The sequence below is a fragment of the Streptomyces sp. NPDC046881 genome (genome assembly GCF_040645015.1).
In the GTDB taxonomy this organism is placed as follows: domain Bacteria; phylum Actinomycetota; class Actinomycetes; order Streptomycetales; family Streptomycetaceae; genus Streptomyces.
Genome location: NZ_JBEYXJ010000005.1, coordinates 117,646 through 131,132, shown reverse-complemented (window position 1 = coordinate 131,132; position 13,487 = coordinate 117,646). Strand labels below are relative to the sequence as shown.

The 13,487-nt window shown below is 72.3% G+C and carries 18 protein-coding genes; 8 read left to right on the top strand and 10 right to left on the bottom strand.

From position 1 onward, the window contains the following. Positions 1-6 precede the first annotated feature (6 nt). The gene (locus ABZ923_RS04950) at positions 7-483 is read right to left on the bottom strand and encodes a DUF6578 domain-containing protein (protein ID WP_361466888.1); all 477 of its coding nucleotides are present in this window, start codon (positions 481-483) and stop codon (positions 7-9) included. A 110-nt stretch (positions 484-593) separates the two neighbouring features. Here ABZ923_RS04950 and ABZ923_RS04945 point away from each other — a divergent pair, with 110 nt between their 5' ends. Then, positions 594-1,394 carry a site-2 protease family protein gene (locus ABZ923_RS04945; RefSeq protein ID WP_361466886.1) on the top strand — a complete coding sequence of 267 codons (801 nt, stop codon included), beginning with the start codon at positions 594-596 and terminating at the stop codon, positions 1,392-1,394. On the opposite strand, the gene ABZ923_RS04940 is transcribed toward ABZ923_RS04945, so the two are convergent. From ABZ923_RS04940 to ABZ923_RS04930, 3 genes are all read right to left on the bottom strand, one after another. Then, on the bottom strand, positions 1,384-1,599 hold the full coding sequence (locus ABZ923_RS04940) for a hypothetical protein (protein ID WP_361466884.1): 216 nt from the start codon (positions 1,597-1,599) through the stop codon (positions 1,384-1,386). The two genes, ABZ923_RS04945 and ABZ923_RS04940, sit on opposite strands and share 11 nt — an antisense overlap. Before the next feature lie 69 nt (positions 1,600-1,668). Then, positions 1,669-2,373, bottom strand: a complete 705-nt coding sequence (npdG, locus tag ABZ923_RS04935; protein ID WP_361466882.1) for an NADPH-dependent F420 reductase — start codon at positions 2,371-2,373, stop codon at positions 1,669-1,671. 37 nt (positions 2,374-2,410) lie between these two features. Beyond that, on the bottom strand, positions 2,411-3,487 hold the full coding sequence (locus ABZ923_RS04930) for a sialidase family protein (protein ID WP_361466879.1): 1,077 nt from the start codon (positions 3,485-3,487) through the stop codon (positions 2,411-2,413). A 79-nt stretch (positions 3,488-3,566) separates the two neighbouring features. Between ABZ923_RS04930 and ABZ923_RS04925 the strand changes: the two genes are divergently transcribed. Continuing rightward, complete coding sequence (locus ABZ923_RS04925; RefSeq protein WP_361466877.1) at positions 3,567-4,163, top strand: hypothetical protein; 597 nt, start codon at positions 3,567-3,569, stop codon at positions 4,161-4,163. Between the two features lie 75 nt (positions 4,164-4,238). On the opposite strand, the gene ABZ923_RS04920 is transcribed toward ABZ923_RS04925, so the two are convergent. Beyond that, positions 4,239-4,472 (bottom strand): hypothetical protein, encoded by a 234-nt coding sequence (locus ABZ923_RS04920; RefSeq protein WP_361466874.1) that lies wholly within the window; start codon positions 4,470-4,472, stop codon positions 4,239-4,241. Between the two features lie 58 nt (positions 4,473-4,530). Here ABZ923_RS04920 and map point away from each other — a divergent pair, with 58 nt between their 5' ends. Further along, positions 4,531-5,388 (top strand): type I methionyl aminopeptidase, encoded by an 858-nt coding sequence (map, locus tag ABZ923_RS04915; protein WP_361466872.1) that lies wholly within the window; start codon positions 4,531-4,533, stop codon positions 5,386-5,388. A gap of 95 nt (positions 5,389-5,483) precedes the next feature. Further along, positions 5,484-6,146, top strand: coding sequence for a biliverdin-producing heme oxygenase (locus ABZ923_RS04910; protein ID WP_361466869.1), 663 nt, complete (start codon positions 5,484-5,486; stop codon positions 6,144-6,146). A gap of 50 nt (positions 6,147-6,196) precedes the next feature. On the opposite strand, the gene ABZ923_RS04905 is transcribed toward ABZ923_RS04910, so the two are convergent. From ABZ923_RS04905 to ABZ923_RS04895, 3 genes are all read right to left on the bottom strand, one after another. Next, positions 6,197-6,394, bottom strand: coding sequence for a hypothetical protein (locus ABZ923_RS04905; RefSeq protein ID WP_361466867.1), 198 nt, complete (start codon positions 6,392-6,394; stop codon positions 6,197-6,199). A gap of 115 nt (positions 6,395-6,509) precedes the next feature. Then, positions 6,510-7,199 carry a PhzF family phenazine biosynthesis protein gene (locus ABZ923_RS04900; protein ID WP_361466864.1) on the bottom strand — a complete coding sequence of 230 codons (690 nt, stop codon included), beginning with the start codon at positions 7,197-7,199 and terminating at the stop codon, positions 6,510-6,512. Next, the gene (locus ABZ923_RS04895) at positions 7,192-7,494 is read right to left on the bottom strand and encodes a hypothetical protein (protein ID WP_361466861.1); all 303 of its coding nucleotides are present in this window, start codon (positions 7,492-7,494) and stop codon (positions 7,192-7,194) included. Before ABZ923_RS04895 ends, ABZ923_RS04900 begins: the two co-directional genes overlap by 8 nt. A gap of 274 nt (positions 7,495-7,768) precedes the next feature. On the opposite strand from ABZ923_RS04895, the gene efeO reads away from it, so the two are divergent. From efeO to ABZ923_RS04875, 4 genes are read left to right on the top strand one after another with little or no spacing between them, the layout of a single operon-like run. Beyond that, positions 7,769-8,905, top strand: a complete 1,137-nt coding sequence (efeO, locus tag ABZ923_RS04890; protein ID WP_361466859.1) for an iron uptake system protein EfeO — start codon at positions 7,769-7,771, stop codon at positions 8,903-8,905. A 17-nt stretch (positions 8,906-8,922) separates the two neighbouring features. Continuing rightward, positions 8,923-10,179: an iron uptake transporter deferrochelatase/peroxidase subunit gene (efeB, locus tag ABZ923_RS04885; protein ID WP_361466856.1), complete on the top strand. Its 1,257-nt coding sequence runs from the start codon at positions 8,923-8,925 to the stop codon at positions 10,177-10,179. A 3-nt stretch (positions 10,180-10,182) separates the two neighbouring features. Further along, positions 10,183-11,055: an iron uptake transporter permease EfeU gene (gene efeU, locus ABZ923_RS04880; protein ID WP_361466853.1), complete on the top strand. Its 873-nt coding sequence runs from the start codon at positions 10,183-10,185 to the stop codon at positions 11,053-11,055. Next, on the top strand, positions 11,015-12,007 hold the full coding sequence (locus ABZ923_RS04875; protein ID WP_361466850.1) for a hypothetical protein: 993 nt from the start codon (positions 11,015-11,017) through the stop codon (positions 12,005-12,007). Before efeU ends, ABZ923_RS04875 begins: the two co-directional genes overlap by 41 nt. Before the next feature lie 12 nt (positions 12,008-12,019). Here the strand turns inward: ABZ923_RS04875 and ABZ923_RS04870 are convergent, their stop codons facing one another. Together ABZ923_RS04870 and ABZ923_RS04865 are read right to left on the bottom strand one after the other, a co-directional pair. Then, positions 12,020-12,760 (bottom strand): bifunctional DNA primase/polymerase, encoded by a 741-nt coding sequence (locus ABZ923_RS04870; RefSeq protein WP_361466847.1) that lies wholly within the window; start codon positions 12,758-12,760, stop codon positions 12,020-12,022. A gap of 103 nt (positions 12,761-12,863) precedes the next feature. Further along, positions 12,864-13,478 (bottom strand): TetR/AcrR family transcriptional regulator, encoded by a 615-nt coding sequence (locus ABZ923_RS04865; RefSeq protein ID WP_361466844.1) that lies wholly within the window; start codon positions 13,476-13,478, stop codon positions 12,864-12,866. Positions 13,479-13,487: the final 9 nt, after the last annotated feature.

Here is a 13,487-nt window from a genome sequence, read left to right as displayed (position 1 = left end):
GAGTGGTCAGCGGCGGTCACCGGGTTGGGTCGGCGTGCCGCCGGGGACGTCCAGGGTGACGAGGACGCCGACGGCGCAGCGGACCCGGAAGGGAACCCGCCGTGGCGGCTGTTCCTCCTGCTCGAACGCGTCGAACCACTTCGGGCAGGCGTCGACGGGCTCCAGGACGGGGGCGCCCGGCACCGGCTCCAGGCGGCGCCCGGCCGCGACGAAGATCACCTCGCCGGGTTCCGCGGCGGGCGGTGCGACGGTGCGCGGGTCGTGGTGGGCGAGGTACTCCTGGTGCACCAGGTCGATGCCCCGGACCCGGCCGGTGGTCGCCCGGTCGGGTCCGCCGTGGTTCGCCACCCAGGCGGCGGCGCCGTAGTGGCCGTCCGCCCCGGTCGTGGGGACCAGCCGCCAGGAGACCTCGTCGCCCACGGCGAACGGCGTGCCGCAGCACTCCATCTCCGCAGAGTCGTAGAACACCCTCATCCGTGGCATCCCCCCAGGGTCCAGGAACCCGACGGCCACCGCGAGGCGTTTTCCCCACGTGTCCGCGGCCGGTACGGTCGCAGTTCCCGACCGTCACCGGCCCGCACAGGAGCTCGCCCATGACCACCGCCACCACCCGCCGCGGCGACCGGCAGATCAGTCCCGTCTTCGTCGGCATCCTGGCCGTGACGGCGGTGACCGGCTGGGCCACCTGGACCGGGTTCGCCGCGCAGCCGGGCATCGCGGTGTTCCTGTTCGTGACCGCGGCCTGGATCGTCTCCCTGTGCCTGCACGAGTACGCGCACGCGCGCACCGCCCTGCACAGCGGGGACATCACGGTCGGGTCGAAGGGCTATCTCACGCTGAACCCGCTGAAGTACACGCACGCGCTGCTGAGCATCGTGCTGCCCGTGCTGTTCGTGATCATGGGCGGGATCGGTCTGCCCGGCGGTGCGGTGTTCATCGAGCGGGGCCGGATCCGGGGCCGCTGGCGGCACAGCCTGATCTCGGCGGCGGGCCCGCTGACGAACGTGCTGTTCGCCGCGGTGTGCACGGCCCCGTTCTGGCTGGACACGCTGGACGGCGTGCCCGCGGACTTCCGGTTCGCGCTGGCGTTCCTGGCGCTGCTCCAGGTGACCGCGGCGCTGCTGAACTTCCTGCCGGTGCCGGGTCTGGACGGCTACGGCGTGATCGAGCCGTGGCTGTCGTACAACGTGAAGCGGCAGGTGGAGCCGTTCGCGCCGTTCGGGCTGCTGTTCGTGTTCGCGCTGCTGTGGCTGCCGTCGGTCAACCACGCGTTCTTCGACGTGATCGACTCGGTCATGCGGGCGCTGGACGTCGACGACTTCTCCCGCTACTGCGGCGAGGCGGACTACCGCTTCTGGCAGGAGACCCCGGAGATCTGCTCGCTCACCCCGTGACGGGGCCGTCCTGCCCGGCGGCCCGGCCGCGCTTGACGTAGTACCAGGTCATGTTGGAGGAGAGACCCGCCAGCAGCACCCAGACGATGCCCAGCCAGCTGCCCTGGACGAAGGAGACGACGGCGGCGGCCACGGCGAGGAGGCAGACGACGAGGGTGTAGAGGGCGAGTCGCCGGGTCGGGCTGGGCGGGGGCAGGGGGGGCATGGGGGTCGGCTCCGGATCCTGTCGGGGGGGACACTGCTCGCACCAGTGTCCCCCATGGCCGGAGTCCGCTCACACGTCGGTGACGCGCAGCCCGGCGTGTGCCTTGTACCGGCGGTTGACGGAGATCAGGTTCGCGACCAGCGACTCGACCTGGTGGGCGTTGCGCAGCCGGCCCGCGAAGATGCCGCGCATGCCGGGGATGCGGCCGGCCAGCGCCTGCACGATCTCCACGTCGGCGCGCTCCTCGCCGAGGACCATCACGTCGGTGTCGATCTGCTCGATCTGCGGGTCCTGGAGCAGGACGGCCGACAGGTGGTGGAAGGCGGCGGCGACCCGGGAGTCCGGCAGCAGGGCGGCGGCCTGCTCGGCGGCGCTGCCCTCCTCCGGCTTGAGCGCGTAGGCGCCCTTCTTGTCGAAGCCGAGCGGGTTGACGCAGTCCACGACGAGCTTGCCGGCCAGTTCGTCGCGCAGGGACTTCAGGGTGTCGCCGTGGCCCTCCCACGGGACGGCGACGATCACGATGTCGCTGCGGCGCGCGGTCTCGGCGTTGTCGGCGCCCTCGATGCCGTGGCCGAGTTCCCCGGCGGCGGCCTGCGCGCGCTCGGCGGCGCGGGAGCCGATGATCACCTTCTGGCCGGCCCGGGCGAGCCGGTAGGCGAGGCCCTTGCCCTGCGGGCCGGTGCCGCCGAGCACGCCGACGACGTACCCGGAGACGTCGGGCAGGTCCCAGGGGTCCTTGGCGGGGGCCTTCTGTGCGCTGTCGGTAGAGGTCATGGCCCGACTCTACGTCCGCCGCCGGGCGCGTACCGGCTCAGGTCAGCCGGTGCACGGGCACCCGGCGGAAGGTGATCGTCTCGTAGGCGCCGAAGTCGCCGGTCTCGTAGAGCAGGCCGACGGTGTGCGGATCGACGCGGACCAGGTCGGAGTAGGCGGCGGGCAGCCCGTCGACGGTGAACGCCGGGCGCCAGGTGGTGCCGCCGTCGGCGGAGGCGCGGATCGTCATCAGGGCGCGGGCGCCGCCGGGGTCGGCGGGGGCGGAGAAGAGCAGCAGGTCGGGGTCGCGGAGCTGGAGGACGGAGGCCTCGCAGACCGGCGCGGTCAGCCCGGCCTGCGGCCGGAAGGGCTTCACGAGGGTCCTCCCGCCGTCCTCGGAGTGGGCGTCGGCGCGGGTGCCGGGGGACGGGGAGTCGTTGCGGGTGTTGAGGTAGACGCGGCCGTCGGGGAGTTCGGCGGCGGTGGTCTCGTTGGCGTTGACGTAGCCGTCGGTGTTCTCGTCCAGGTAGCCGAGGTACCAGGTCTCGCCGCGGTCGTCGCTCAGCAGGCAGTGCCCGCTGTTGTACCTGGCCTCGGCGCCGGTGTCGGTGCCGGTGGGCGGCAGGGTGTGGTTGGCCGGGACGAGGACGCGGCCGGAGGTGAGCTGGAGGGCGTGCCCGGGGGTGGTGGCGTACCAGCGCCAGCCGGGCCGCTTCACCTGCCGGGTGATCTCCCTGGGCGGGGACCATGTCATTCCGTCGTCGTCGCTGTGTTGAACCCACACCCGCCGCCCGTCGGCGTCCGAGACCTGGCCGCGCAGGATGGCGGCCTCGGTGGCCGCGGCGGCGGCCCGGATGTGCACGAGCAGGATGCGGCCGGTGTCCAGGACGACGGGGGCGGGGTTGCCGGCGAGGTCGCCGCCGCCCGGCGCGGCGGCCCGGAGCGGCCCCCAGGTGCGGCCGCCGTCCGTGGACCGCTTGAGCACGATGTCGATGCGCCCGTGGTCGGCGGCGGAGTCGACGCGGCCCTCGCAGAAGGCGAGCAGCGTGCCGGACCGGGTGGCGACGACGGCCGGGATACGGAAACTGGCGTACCCCTCGTGGCCCGCGCGGAAGGGGACGGTCACGTCGGTCATCCCGCCAGCCTCCCCACGTCGGGCGAATTCGGGGTGAACTCCGCGTCACGAGTGACCGGTTGCGGCAGTATGCGGTCGCATGGACGCCGTACGGGTCGCGTTGCTGCGCGAAGTGCTCGCCGGGACCGAGTGGCTGGGGGCCACCCGGAGGTTCGCGGGGGTGCTGCGCGGGTCGGTGGTGGCACACGGGGGCGGGCTGCTGCTCGTGGGCACGCCCCGGTACGAGCCCTGGCACCTGGCCGCGCACCTGGTGGACGAGGCCGCGTGGTCGGGCACGCCCGAGCTGGCGCCGACGCTGGTACGGCATCACGCGCGCCCCTCCGACCCGCCCCACCTGGCCGTCGGGCCGGGCCGGATCGCGGCGGCGCGGCGCGGTGAGACCCTGCTGGTCGTGGCGCCGGAGGAGCCCGCGCCGCTGCTGGAGCGGGTGTACGACGCCCGGCGGGCCGGGGTGACGGTGCTGACGCTGGGCACGGGCGGGGGCGAGCTGGCCGCGATGGCGCACGACACGCTGGCCGTGCCGGAGGGGGCGGAGCTGGACCTGGACACCGTCCAGCACCTGGTCAGCGCGGCTGCCGGCGAGAACGGGGGCTCTCCGCGGGCGCGACGGGGTTTCCGGGACAGGCTGGCCCGTCTGACGGAAGCCCTGACGGCACCCCCGCCGGCCCCTTGGTGACCGGTCCCGTCGGCCTTGAACCAGGCCGGAACCAGGCCGCGTTCATGCCGCGTTCAGTCCGGGATGCCTCCGGGGTCAGTCCTCGTCGGTCTTGCCGCCGGACGGCGCGTCGTGCCAGCGCGGGTCGTTCTCCCACTGGAGGTTGCGCTCGGCGGCGGTCTCCATCGCGTGCCGGGCCTCCTCGCGGGAGGCGTACGGCCCGAAGCGGTCCTTGCCCGGGCAGTCCGGGCCCTCCTCGACCTTCTTGTGCTCCAGGCAGTAGTACCACTCCCCCGGCTTGCCGGCGGTGCGCTTCTTGAACAGGGCCATGGGCAGCTCCTCTCGCCACCGACATGTTCCCCCATGTCCGCTGGTTAGACTCGCTGGCATGTCTGGCCAGTCGCTGCTCGTACCAGGGGAGCTGTCCCCCACCCGTTCGGTCCCCGGAAACATCCGCCGCCCCGAGTACGTCGGCAAGCCCGCGCCGGCGCCGTACACCGGGCCGGAGGTGCAGACCCCCGAGACCATCGAGGCGATGCGGATCGCCGGCCGTATCGCCGCGCGGGCGATGGCGGAGGCCGCGAAGATCATCGCGCCCGGGGTCACCACGGACCAGCTGGACAAGGTCGCCCACACGTACATGTGCGACCACGGGGCGTACCCGTCCACGCTCGGCTACCGCGGCTTCCCGAAGTCCCTGTGCACGTCGGTCAACGAGGTCATCTGCCACGGCATCCCGGACTCGACGGTCCTCAGGGACGGCGACATCGTCAACCTGGACGTGACGGCGTACATCGGCGGGGTGCACGGCGACAACAACGCCACCTACCTGGTCGGCGACGTGGACGAGGAGTCCCGGCTGCTGGTGGAGCGCACCCGTGAGGCGCTCGACCGGGCGATCAGGGCCGTGAAGCCGGGCCGGCAGATCAATGTCATCGGCCGGGTCATCGAGTCGTACGCCAAGCGCTTCGGCTACGGCGTCGTGCGGGACTTCACCGGGCACGGCATCAGCACGTCGTTCCACTCCGGCCTGATCATCCCGCACTACGACAGCCCGCACGCCACGACGGTGATGCAGCCGGGGATGACGTTCACCATCGAGCCGATGCTGACGCTCGGCACCCACGAGTACGACATGTGGGACGACGGCTGGACGGTCGTGACGAAGGACCGCAAGCGCACCGCGCAGTTCGAGCACACCCTGGTGGTCACGGACACCGGCGCGGAGATCCTGACCCTGCCCTGACCGGCGGCCCCGGCCGCCGCCCGGCCCGCTCCCCGACGGGGGCGGGCCTTCTCTTGTAGAGTTTTACCGACAGGATGTCGGTAAAGGATGTGCTCATGGACCCCCTCTCGTCGCACTCCTTCTCGTCCCTCCTCCGGAGCGCCACGCGCGAACAGCACAAGGCGGCCGAGACCTCGACGTTCATGAGCGACCTGCTCGGCGGCCGGCTCGGCGTCGCGGCCTATGCGCGGTACACCGAGCAACTGTGGTTCGTCTACGAGGCCCTGGAGAGCACGGCCGAGCGGCTGGCGGCGGACCCGGTGGCCGGGCCGTTCATCCGGCCGGAGCTGTTCCGGCTGCCCGCGCTGGAGCGGGACCTGGCGCACCTGCGGGGCCCCGGCGGGCAGGCGGCCCCGAGCGCGCTGCCCGCCACCCGGGCGTACGCGGACCGGGTGCGGGAGTGTGCCGAGCGCTGGCCCGGCGGGTACGTCGCCCACCACTACACCCGCTACCTCGGCGACCTCTCCGGCGGCCGGATCATCCGGGACAGGGCGGAGCGGACGTGGGGCTTCGCCGAGAAGGGTGACGGGGTCCGGTTCTACGTCTTCGACGCGATCCCCGATCCGGCCGCGTTCAAGCGGGGTTACCGGCAGCTGCTGGACCGGATGGGGGTGGACGACCTGGAGAAGCAGCGGGTCGTCTCGGAGTGCCGGCGGGCGTTCGAGCTGAACACGGCGGTCTTCCGGGCCCTCGGCGAGGAGTTCCCGCTGTCCGCGTGAGCCCGGGCGACCGGGCCCCCCGCCGCCTGCGCGAGGAGACCCGGTTCGCGTCAGCGCAGGTGGTTGCTGCAGTGGGCACCGGACCAGGAGATGTGGTTCTCCAGCGAGGTGAGGTCGCCGGCGTACGGGCTGCAGACGGCCTCGTCGTCGACCCGGGTGTCGTGGACGGACGCGCCGGCCGTCGTCGCGCCGGTGGCGGCGAGGGCGGCGCCGAGGACCGTCGCTGCCAGGACTGATCTGATGCGCATGGTGCTCCTCTCGGGGAGGCGGAGTGGTCACGCCCAGAGGTCCCCGTTCGCCTTCGCACGCACACGCGGATCCACCCGAACGGGGGCGCGGACGCTCACCGGACACGCGTACGCGTCAGCGCTCCAGGTGGACCCGGCCGCCGACCTCGGTCCACCCGTGCGGCTGGGGCGCGGTGAGGATCTGCGAGCCCCGGCCCTGGGTGATGTTGAGGGCCCGGCCCAGCCGGTCGGTGAGGAGCAGGGCGGCCGCGCCGGTGGCCTCGTCCTCCTCGACACCCCCGGTGCAAGCACCGGCTCCACCGGAGCGGCTGTCGCCGCGCTCATCGATACGGCCGGGGAAGGCGCGCGCCCGGACCCGCCCGGCGGCCTCGTCCTCCCAGGCCCAGGCGTAGATCCACTCCCCGGGCGGCGGCACCTCCAGCGCCTCCACCTCGGCGGCGCTCGGGTACTGGCGCAGGGTGCGCGGCGGCGCCCACTCGGCGCGGGCCTCGATCCAGCTGAACTCGCCGTCCAGCCGGGTCCCGACGACCCCGGCGGGGGTGACCAGTTCGGGTACGTCGAGCAGCCAGGCCGTGCCCACGCAGGGGTGACCGGCGAACGGCAGGCGCAGGGTGGGGGTGTAGATGTCGATCACTCCGCGCTCGGGGTCGTCCACGAACACGGTCTCGCTGAAGCCGAGCTTGGCCGCCAGCTCCTGCCGGTCGCTCCGCTCGGGCAGCACCGAGCCGTCACGGACGACGCCCAGCTCGTTGCCGTAGCCGCCGTCCGGTCCGCAGAAGACGCGGAGTACGTCGTAGTCAGTCACCGGGGAATTGAAACATCGCGGCCCGGGCGAGCGCTTCCCAGGCGCGGACACCGCCCGGCAGGGGCCAGGACCGGGTGCGGGCCTCCTCGTACGGCAGGTCCGAGACGGTGTCGGCGTAGGCCCGCACCCGGGGCGCGTCCTCGGCGGAGAGCGGACGCAGGGGCACGACCCCGTGCCGGCCGTGTCCGGACCGGTCGAGGTGGCAGGGGGGCCACGCGCGGACGAAGTCGGCGGCGTGCCAGACGTACGGGGGGAACACCGAGCGCAGGCGCAGATGCCAACGGGAGTCGTACAAGGGGCCGTGGCGCGACTCCTCCAGTCGACGGGCACAGGCATGCGCCCGGTTGCCCGGTTCCCCTCCTCCACCCGGGCCACGGGCAGCACCCGTTGGTCCTGCCACCGCTTGGCATCGCCTTTGCCGTTCGTTGTCGTCGCTTTTGAGACATCGAGATCAAGCCGTGTCTGTGGCCTTCCTGTGAGAGCTGAATCACGGCCCCGGCGGATATGGGTGAGGTTAGCCTCATGTAAGTTAGGGCAGCCTCACCAGACCAGATCCGCTTGGAGCCTGCATGCGCGCCGTCCGACTGACCGTCACCGCCGCCGTCACCGCGGCGGCTCTGACCGCCCTCTCGGCCTGCACCGCGAAAAGCGATGCCAAGGACGGCGACGCCATCCAGGTCACGGCCGCCGACTCCAAGTGCGAGACGTCCAGCACGTCCGTGCCGGCCGGCCACGTCACGCTGAAGATCGAGAACAAGGGCTCGAAGGCCACCGAGGTCGAGATCCTGTTCCCGGACGACCGGATCGTCTCCGAGAAGGAGAACATCGGCCCCGGCACCAAGTACACGCTCACCGCCGAGGTGAAGGCCGGCGCGTACGAGATCGCCTGCCGGCCCGGCATGAAGGGCCACGGCGTGCGGCAGAAGCTGACCGTGACCGGCGGCGGCAGCACCGCCAAGCGGGACCCGAAGCTGGACTCGGCCGTCGCCGAGTACCGCCAGTACGCCCAGGACCAGGCCGACGAGACGCTGCCGAAGGCCGAGGCCTTCGTGAAGGCGGTCCAGGCCGGCGACCTGGACGCCGCGAAGAAGGCCTACGGCCTCTCCCGCCTCGGCTGGGAGCGCACCGAGCCGGTCGCCGAGTCCTTCGGTGACATCGACCCGAAGGTCGACGTCCGCGAGGACGGCCTGGACGACGGCCAGAAGTGGACCGGCTGGCACCGGCTGGAGAAGGCCCTCTGGCAGGACAAGAAGATCGGCGCCGAGGAGAAGGCCCTCGCCGGTCAGCTGCTGACGGACCTCAAGGACTGGCAGGGCCGGGTCGGCAAGGCCGAGATCACCCCGACCTCCATGGCCAACGGCGCCAAGGAACTGCTGGACGAGGTCGCCACCGGCAAGGTCACCGGCGAGGAGGACCGCTACGCCCACACCGACCTGGTCGACTTCAAGGGCAACGTCGAGGGCGCCCAGAAGGCGTACGAGCTGCTGAAGCCGGTCGCCGCGAAGAACGACCCGGCGCTGACCAAGGAACTGGACAAGCAGTTCGCGGCGCTGGACACGCTGCTCGACAAGTACCGCTCGGACAAGACCTCGTACGACTTCGTCTCCTACGACAAGGTCACCAAGGACCAGCGCAAGGAGCTGTCGGACGCGGTGAACGCGCTCGCCGAGCCGCTGTCCAAGCTCGCCGCCGCGGTCGTGAAGTAAGCAAGGGGAAAAGGGCGATGACCGAGACCCAGGAGACTCAGGCCACTCCGTCGCGTCGCGCGCTGATCGGCTGGGGCGGTGCCGGGCTCGCGCTCGGGGCCGCCGCGGCCGGCGGCGCCGTGGCGATGGCCAAGGCGGGCAACGACATGGACCCGGCCGCCGCCGAGACCGGTGGCGCGGTGGAGTTCCACGGCGTCCACCAGGCCGGCATCGCCACCCCCGTGCAGGACCGGCTGCACTTCGCCGCGTTCGACGTGAAGACCGAGGACCGCGACGAGTTCGTCCGGATGCTCAAGGACTGGACCGACGCGGCCCGCCGGATGACCGCGGGCAAGGCGGTCGGCGAGGGCGCCTACGGCGGGCTCGCCGAGGCCCCGCCGGACGACACCGGCGAGGCGCTCGGGCTCAAGCCGTCCCGGCTGACCCTGACCATCGGGTTCGGCCCGTCGCTGTTCGACAGGTTCGGGCTGCGGGACCGGCGGCCCGAGGCCCTGGTCGACCTGCCCAAGTTCCCCGGCGACAACCTGGACAGGTCCCGCACCGGCGGCGACCTGTGCGTCCAGGCCTGCTCCGACGACCCGCAGGTCGCCGTGCACGCCATCCGCAACCTCGCCCGCATCGGCTTCGGCAAGGTCGCCATCCGCTGGTCCCAGCTCGGCTTCGGCAAGACCTCCTCCACCACCCCGGACGCGCAGACCCCGCGCAACCTGATGGGCTTCAAGGACGGCACCCGCAACATCGCGGGCACCGAGACCGACCGGCTGAAGAAGTTCGTGTGGGTCGGCGAGGGCGACGGGCCGGACTGGATGACCGGAGGGTCGTACCTGGTCGCCCGGCGCATCCGGATGAACATCGAGACCTGGGACCGCACCTCCCTGCAGGAGCAGGAGGACGTGTTCGGCCGGGACAAGCGCGAGGGCGCGCCGGTCGGCAAGGCCAAGGAGCACGACGAGCCGTTCCTGAAGGCGATGAAGCCGGACGCGCACGTGCGGCTCGCGCACCCCGACACCAACAACGGGATCACCATTCTGCGCCGGGGCTACTCCTTCACCGACGGCACCGACGGTCTCGGCCGGCTGGACGCGGGCCTGTTCTTCCTCGCCTACCAGCGGGACGTGCGCAAGGGGTTCATCCCGCTCCAGCGCAACCTCGCCGCGCACGACGCGCTCAACGAGTACATCCAGCACGTGGGTTCGGCGGTCTTCGCGGTGCCGCCCGGCGTCCGGGACTCCGGCGACTGGTGGGGCCGCACGCTGTTCTCGAAGGAGGCGTAGCCCGTGTTCTCCAACTATCTGATCGGTCTGCGCGAGGGTCTGGAGGCGTCGCTCGTCGTCTGCATCCTGATCGCCTACCTGGTCAAGACCGGCCGCAAGGACGCCCTGCGGCCGATCTGGATCGGCATCGGCATCGCGGTCGCCATCGCCATGGGCTTCGGCTGCGCCCTGGAGTTCGGCTCGCAGGAGCTGACCTTCGAGGCGCAGGAGGCCCTCGGCGGCTCCCTGTCGATCCTCGCCGTGGGCCTGGTGACCTGGATGGTGTTCTGGATGCGGCGCACCGCCCGGCACCTGAAGTCGGAGCTGCACGGCAAGCTGGACGCGGCCCTCGCGCTCGGCACGGGCGCGCTGGTCGCCACCGCGTTCCTCGCGGTCGGCCGGGAGGGCCTGGAGACCGCGCTGTTCGTGTGGGCGTCGGTGCACGCGGCCTCCGACGGCACCCCGCGCCCGCTGGTCGGGGTCGCCCTCGGCCTGGCCACGGCGGTGTTCCTGGGCTGGCTGTTCTACCGGGGCGCCCTGAAGATCAACCTGGCCAAGTTCTTCACCTGGACCGGCGGCATGCTGGTCGTGGTCGCGGCGGGCGTGCTGGCGTACGGCTTCCACGACCTGCAGGAGGCCGACTGGGTCCCGGGCATCAACCGCCTGGCCTTCGACATCAGCGGCACCATCCCGCCGGACAGCTGGTACGGCACCCTGCTCAAGGGCGTCTTCAACTTCCAGCCGGACCCGACGGTCGTTCAGATCACGGTGTGGGCGCTGTACCTGGTCCCGGTGCTCGCGCTGTTCCTCTCCCCGGTAGGGTTCGCCTCCGGGAAGGGGAAGGTGAAGGAGCCCGATGACCAGGGAACGCAGCCGTCAGCGGCTTCGCAGGCGTGACCGGAACGCACTCATAGCGGCCTCGCTGACCGCTTTGTCGCTGACCGCGAGCGGATGCGTGGTGGTGCACGGGGAGCGTGTCGTGCTCCCCGCGAGCACCCGCGCCGAGGCCGCCGAGGCGCTCACCGCGTTCACGACCGCGTACAACAAGGCCGACAAGGCCTACGACAGCTCCCTGGACGAGCCCTACGTCACCGGCGCCGTCGCCGACATCGACTCCGCCCGGCTGAGGGCCGGGCACGTCAACAGCCCGTCGGGGAACCCGGCCCACGCGCCGCTGAAGCTGACGGACGTGAAGTACACGATCCCGAAGAAGGCCGGCTGGCCGCGCTGGTTCGTCGCCGACGGGCAGGGCAACAAGGGCGGGAACTTCCGCTGGGTGCTGGTGTTCACCCGCAACGACCTCGGCGAGCGGTGGCAGGTGCGCTATCTGACGCTGATGGCGCCCGGCACCGTACCGGAGTTCAGGAAGGACGCGGACGGCTGGGCCGAGGCCGTGCCGGCCGACACCACGCAACTGGCCGTGCGGCCCGACGAGCTGAGCAAGACGTACGCCGCCTATCTGAAGAGCGGCGGGCGGACCTTCGCCGACGGCCGCGACACCAGCGGGCTGCGCGCCGACCGCCGGAAGGCGGCCGAGAAGCCGGGCCTGGTCCGGCAGTTCATCGACGAGCCCCTCACCCACGGCGACTACGCGCCGCTCGCGCTGCGCACGGCGGACGGCGGGGCGCTGGTGTTCTTCACCACCCACCACTACGAGAAGCAGACCGCCTACACCGGCGGCACCGTGTCGGTCCCGAACAAGGACGTGCAGGCCCTGGTCAAGGGCGAGGTGAAGCAGTCCCTGACGCTGGAGTCGATCGCCAACGAGGCCGTGCTCGACCCCGCCGGCAGCGGTCCGGTGCGGATGCTGGGGCGCGTGCAGGGCCTGACGGCCGCGCAGGGCGAGTAACCGGCCGGCCCGTCAGTGGTGCAGGGGCCAGGCCGCGCCCTGGTGGCCGGCCCCGGTGCCCACGTGCCGGGCGCAGGCGTCGGTGAGCGCCTCCAGCAGGCTGAGCGGGTCGGGCAGCGCATGCTCCGGGCCGCGCAGCCAGCGCACCTGCTGGCCCGCGTCGCCGGGCAGCCGGGCGGGCGGTACGAGGACGTAGGAGCCCCGGCAGTGCCAGCGCAGGCCGGGGTGCTCGTCCATCGTCTCCGGGTGGCAGTCCAGCTCGCACGGCCACCACTCGTCCTCGTCCTCCGGGGTGCCCCGGGTGAGGGTGAAGAACAGCATGCGGCCGTCGTCGCTCTCGGCGACCGGTCCGACCTCGACGCCGGAGCCGAGCAGCCGCTCCAGGGCCTCCCGGCCGGCCTCCAGGGGCACGTCCAGCACGTCGTGGACCATGCCGGTGGCGGTGATGAAGTTCGCCTGCGGCTGGTGCCGGGCCCAGCGCTCGATCTGGGCGCGGTCGGTGGTGGACTGCGTCTGCCAGGCGAACGACACCGGGTGCCGGGCGGGGGTGGGACAGCCCACCCGGTCGCAGGAACAGCGGTAGCCGTCGGTGGGGTGCGCGGCGGGGGCGAGGGGCAGTCCCGCCGCGGCGGCGGCGAGCAGCAGGGCCTCACGGCCGCCTTCGTCGGCGGCGGCCTCCTTCGGGCGGCGTCCGAGCAGCCACTGGGAGAGTTTTCCCTGCCGGCCGGTCCGGCCGCCGAACGTCGCGCTCATCTATCCCCTCGCCTCGCTGTGGTGCGGACAGCATGCCTTATCGTCCCATCTTCACGTGCTTCGGGGGTCTGAAAACCGACGGGACGGGGGGGGCGGTCGGTGGTCAACGGGGCGCGATTCCGTGCAGGGCGTACTCGACGAGGGTGTCCGTGTACGCGTACGAGATCGGCCCGGTGTGCTGCAGCCAGCGCTGCGCGAGCGGCGAGACGAACAGTTCCAGGGCGATCCGGGGATCGATGTCGTGCCGTACCTGCCCGGCCTCCTGCGCGGAGCGCAGGCGGGCCGCGTACAGCTGGAGCTGGGGTTCGAGGAGGGTGCCGACGAGCTCGCGGCCGAGCTGCTCGTTGACGAGGCCCTCCGCGGCCAGCGCCCGGGAGGGGACCGCGAAGCGCGGGTCGAGCAGTTGGTCCACCGTGATCCGCAGCACGGTCTTGAGGTCGGCGGCGAGGTCACCGGTGTCCGGGAAGACGTACGGCTCCTGGCCCGCTTCCCGCGCCGCCTGCCGGGACAGGTCGAGGAACGCCTCCAGCAGGACGTCCGCCTTGGAGGACCACCAGCGGTAGATCGTCTGCTTGCCGACCCCGGCGCGGGCGGCGATCCCCTCGACGGTGGTCCTCGGGTAGCCGACCTCCCCGACCAGGGCGAGGGCGGCGGCGTAGATCGCTCTGCGGGACTTCTCGCTGCGGCGGGTGGCGTCGGGGGCGGGCTTGTCGACCATGGGGTCGAA

What these genes read in the sequence shown, in the direction of transcription:
- ABZ923_RS04865 (WP_361466844.1), bottom strand. Translation starts at nt 13,478, where the DNA reads ATGGTCGACAAGCCCGCCCCCGACGCCACCCGCCGCAGCGAGAAGTCC.
- map (WP_361466872.1), top strand. Translation starts at nt 4,531, where the DNA reads ATGTCTGGCCAGTCGCTGCTCGTACCAGGGGAGCTGTCCCCCACCCGT.
- ABZ923_RS04925 (WP_361466877.1), top strand. Translation starts at nt 3,567, where the DNA reads ATGGACGCCGTACGGGTCGCGTTGCTGCGCGAAGTGCTCGCCGGGACC.
- ABZ923_RS04940 (WP_361466884.1), bottom strand. Translation starts at nt 1,599, where the DNA reads ATGCCCCCCCTGCCCCCGCCCAGCCCGACCCGGCGACTCGCCCTCTAC.
- ABZ923_RS04910 (WP_361466869.1), top strand. Translation starts at nt 5,484, where the DNA reads ATGGACCCCCTCTCGTCGCACTCCTTCTCGTCCCTCCTCCGGAGCGCC.
- ABZ923_RS04945 (WP_361466886.1), top strand. Translation starts at nt 594, where the DNA reads ATGACCACCGCCACCACCCGCCGCGGCGACCGGCAGATCAGTCCCGTC.
- ABZ923_RS04950 (WP_361466888.1), bottom strand. Translation starts at nt 483, where the DNA reads ATGCCACGGATGAGGGTGTTCTACGACTCTGCGGAGATGGAGTGCTGC.
- ABZ923_RS04930 (WP_361466879.1), bottom strand. Translation starts at nt 3,487, where the DNA reads ATGACCGACGTGACCGTCCCCTTCCGCGCGGGCCACGAGGGGTACGCC.
- efeO (WP_361466859.1), top strand. Translation starts at nt 7,769, where the DNA reads ATGCGCGCCGTCCGACTGACCGTCACCGCCGCCGTCACCGCGGCGGCT.
- ABZ923_RS04905 (WP_361466867.1), bottom strand. Translation starts at nt 6,394, where the DNA reads ATGCGCATCAGATCAGTCCTGGCAGCGACGGTCCTCGGCGCCGCCCTC.
- ABZ923_RS04920 (WP_361466874.1), bottom strand. Translation starts at nt 4,472, where the DNA reads ATGGCCCTGTTCAAGAAGCGCACCGCCGGCAAGCCGGGGGAGTGGTAC.
- npdG (WP_361466882.1), bottom strand. Translation starts at nt 2,373, where the DNA reads ATGACCTCTACCGACAGCGCACAGAAGGCCCCCGCCAAGGACCCCTGG.
- ABZ923_RS04875 (WP_361466850.1), top strand. Translation starts at nt 11,015, where the DNA reads ATGACCAGGGAACGCAGCCGTCAGCGGCTTCGCAGGCGTGACCGGAAC.
- ABZ923_RS04870 (WP_361466847.1), bottom strand. Translation starts at nt 12,760, where the DNA reads ATGAGCGCGACGTTCGGCGGCCGGACCGGCCGGCAGGGAAAACTCTCC.
- efeB (WP_361466856.1), top strand. Translation starts at nt 8,923, where the DNA reads ATGACCGAGACCCAGGAGACTCAGGCCACTCCGTCGCGTCGCGCGCTG.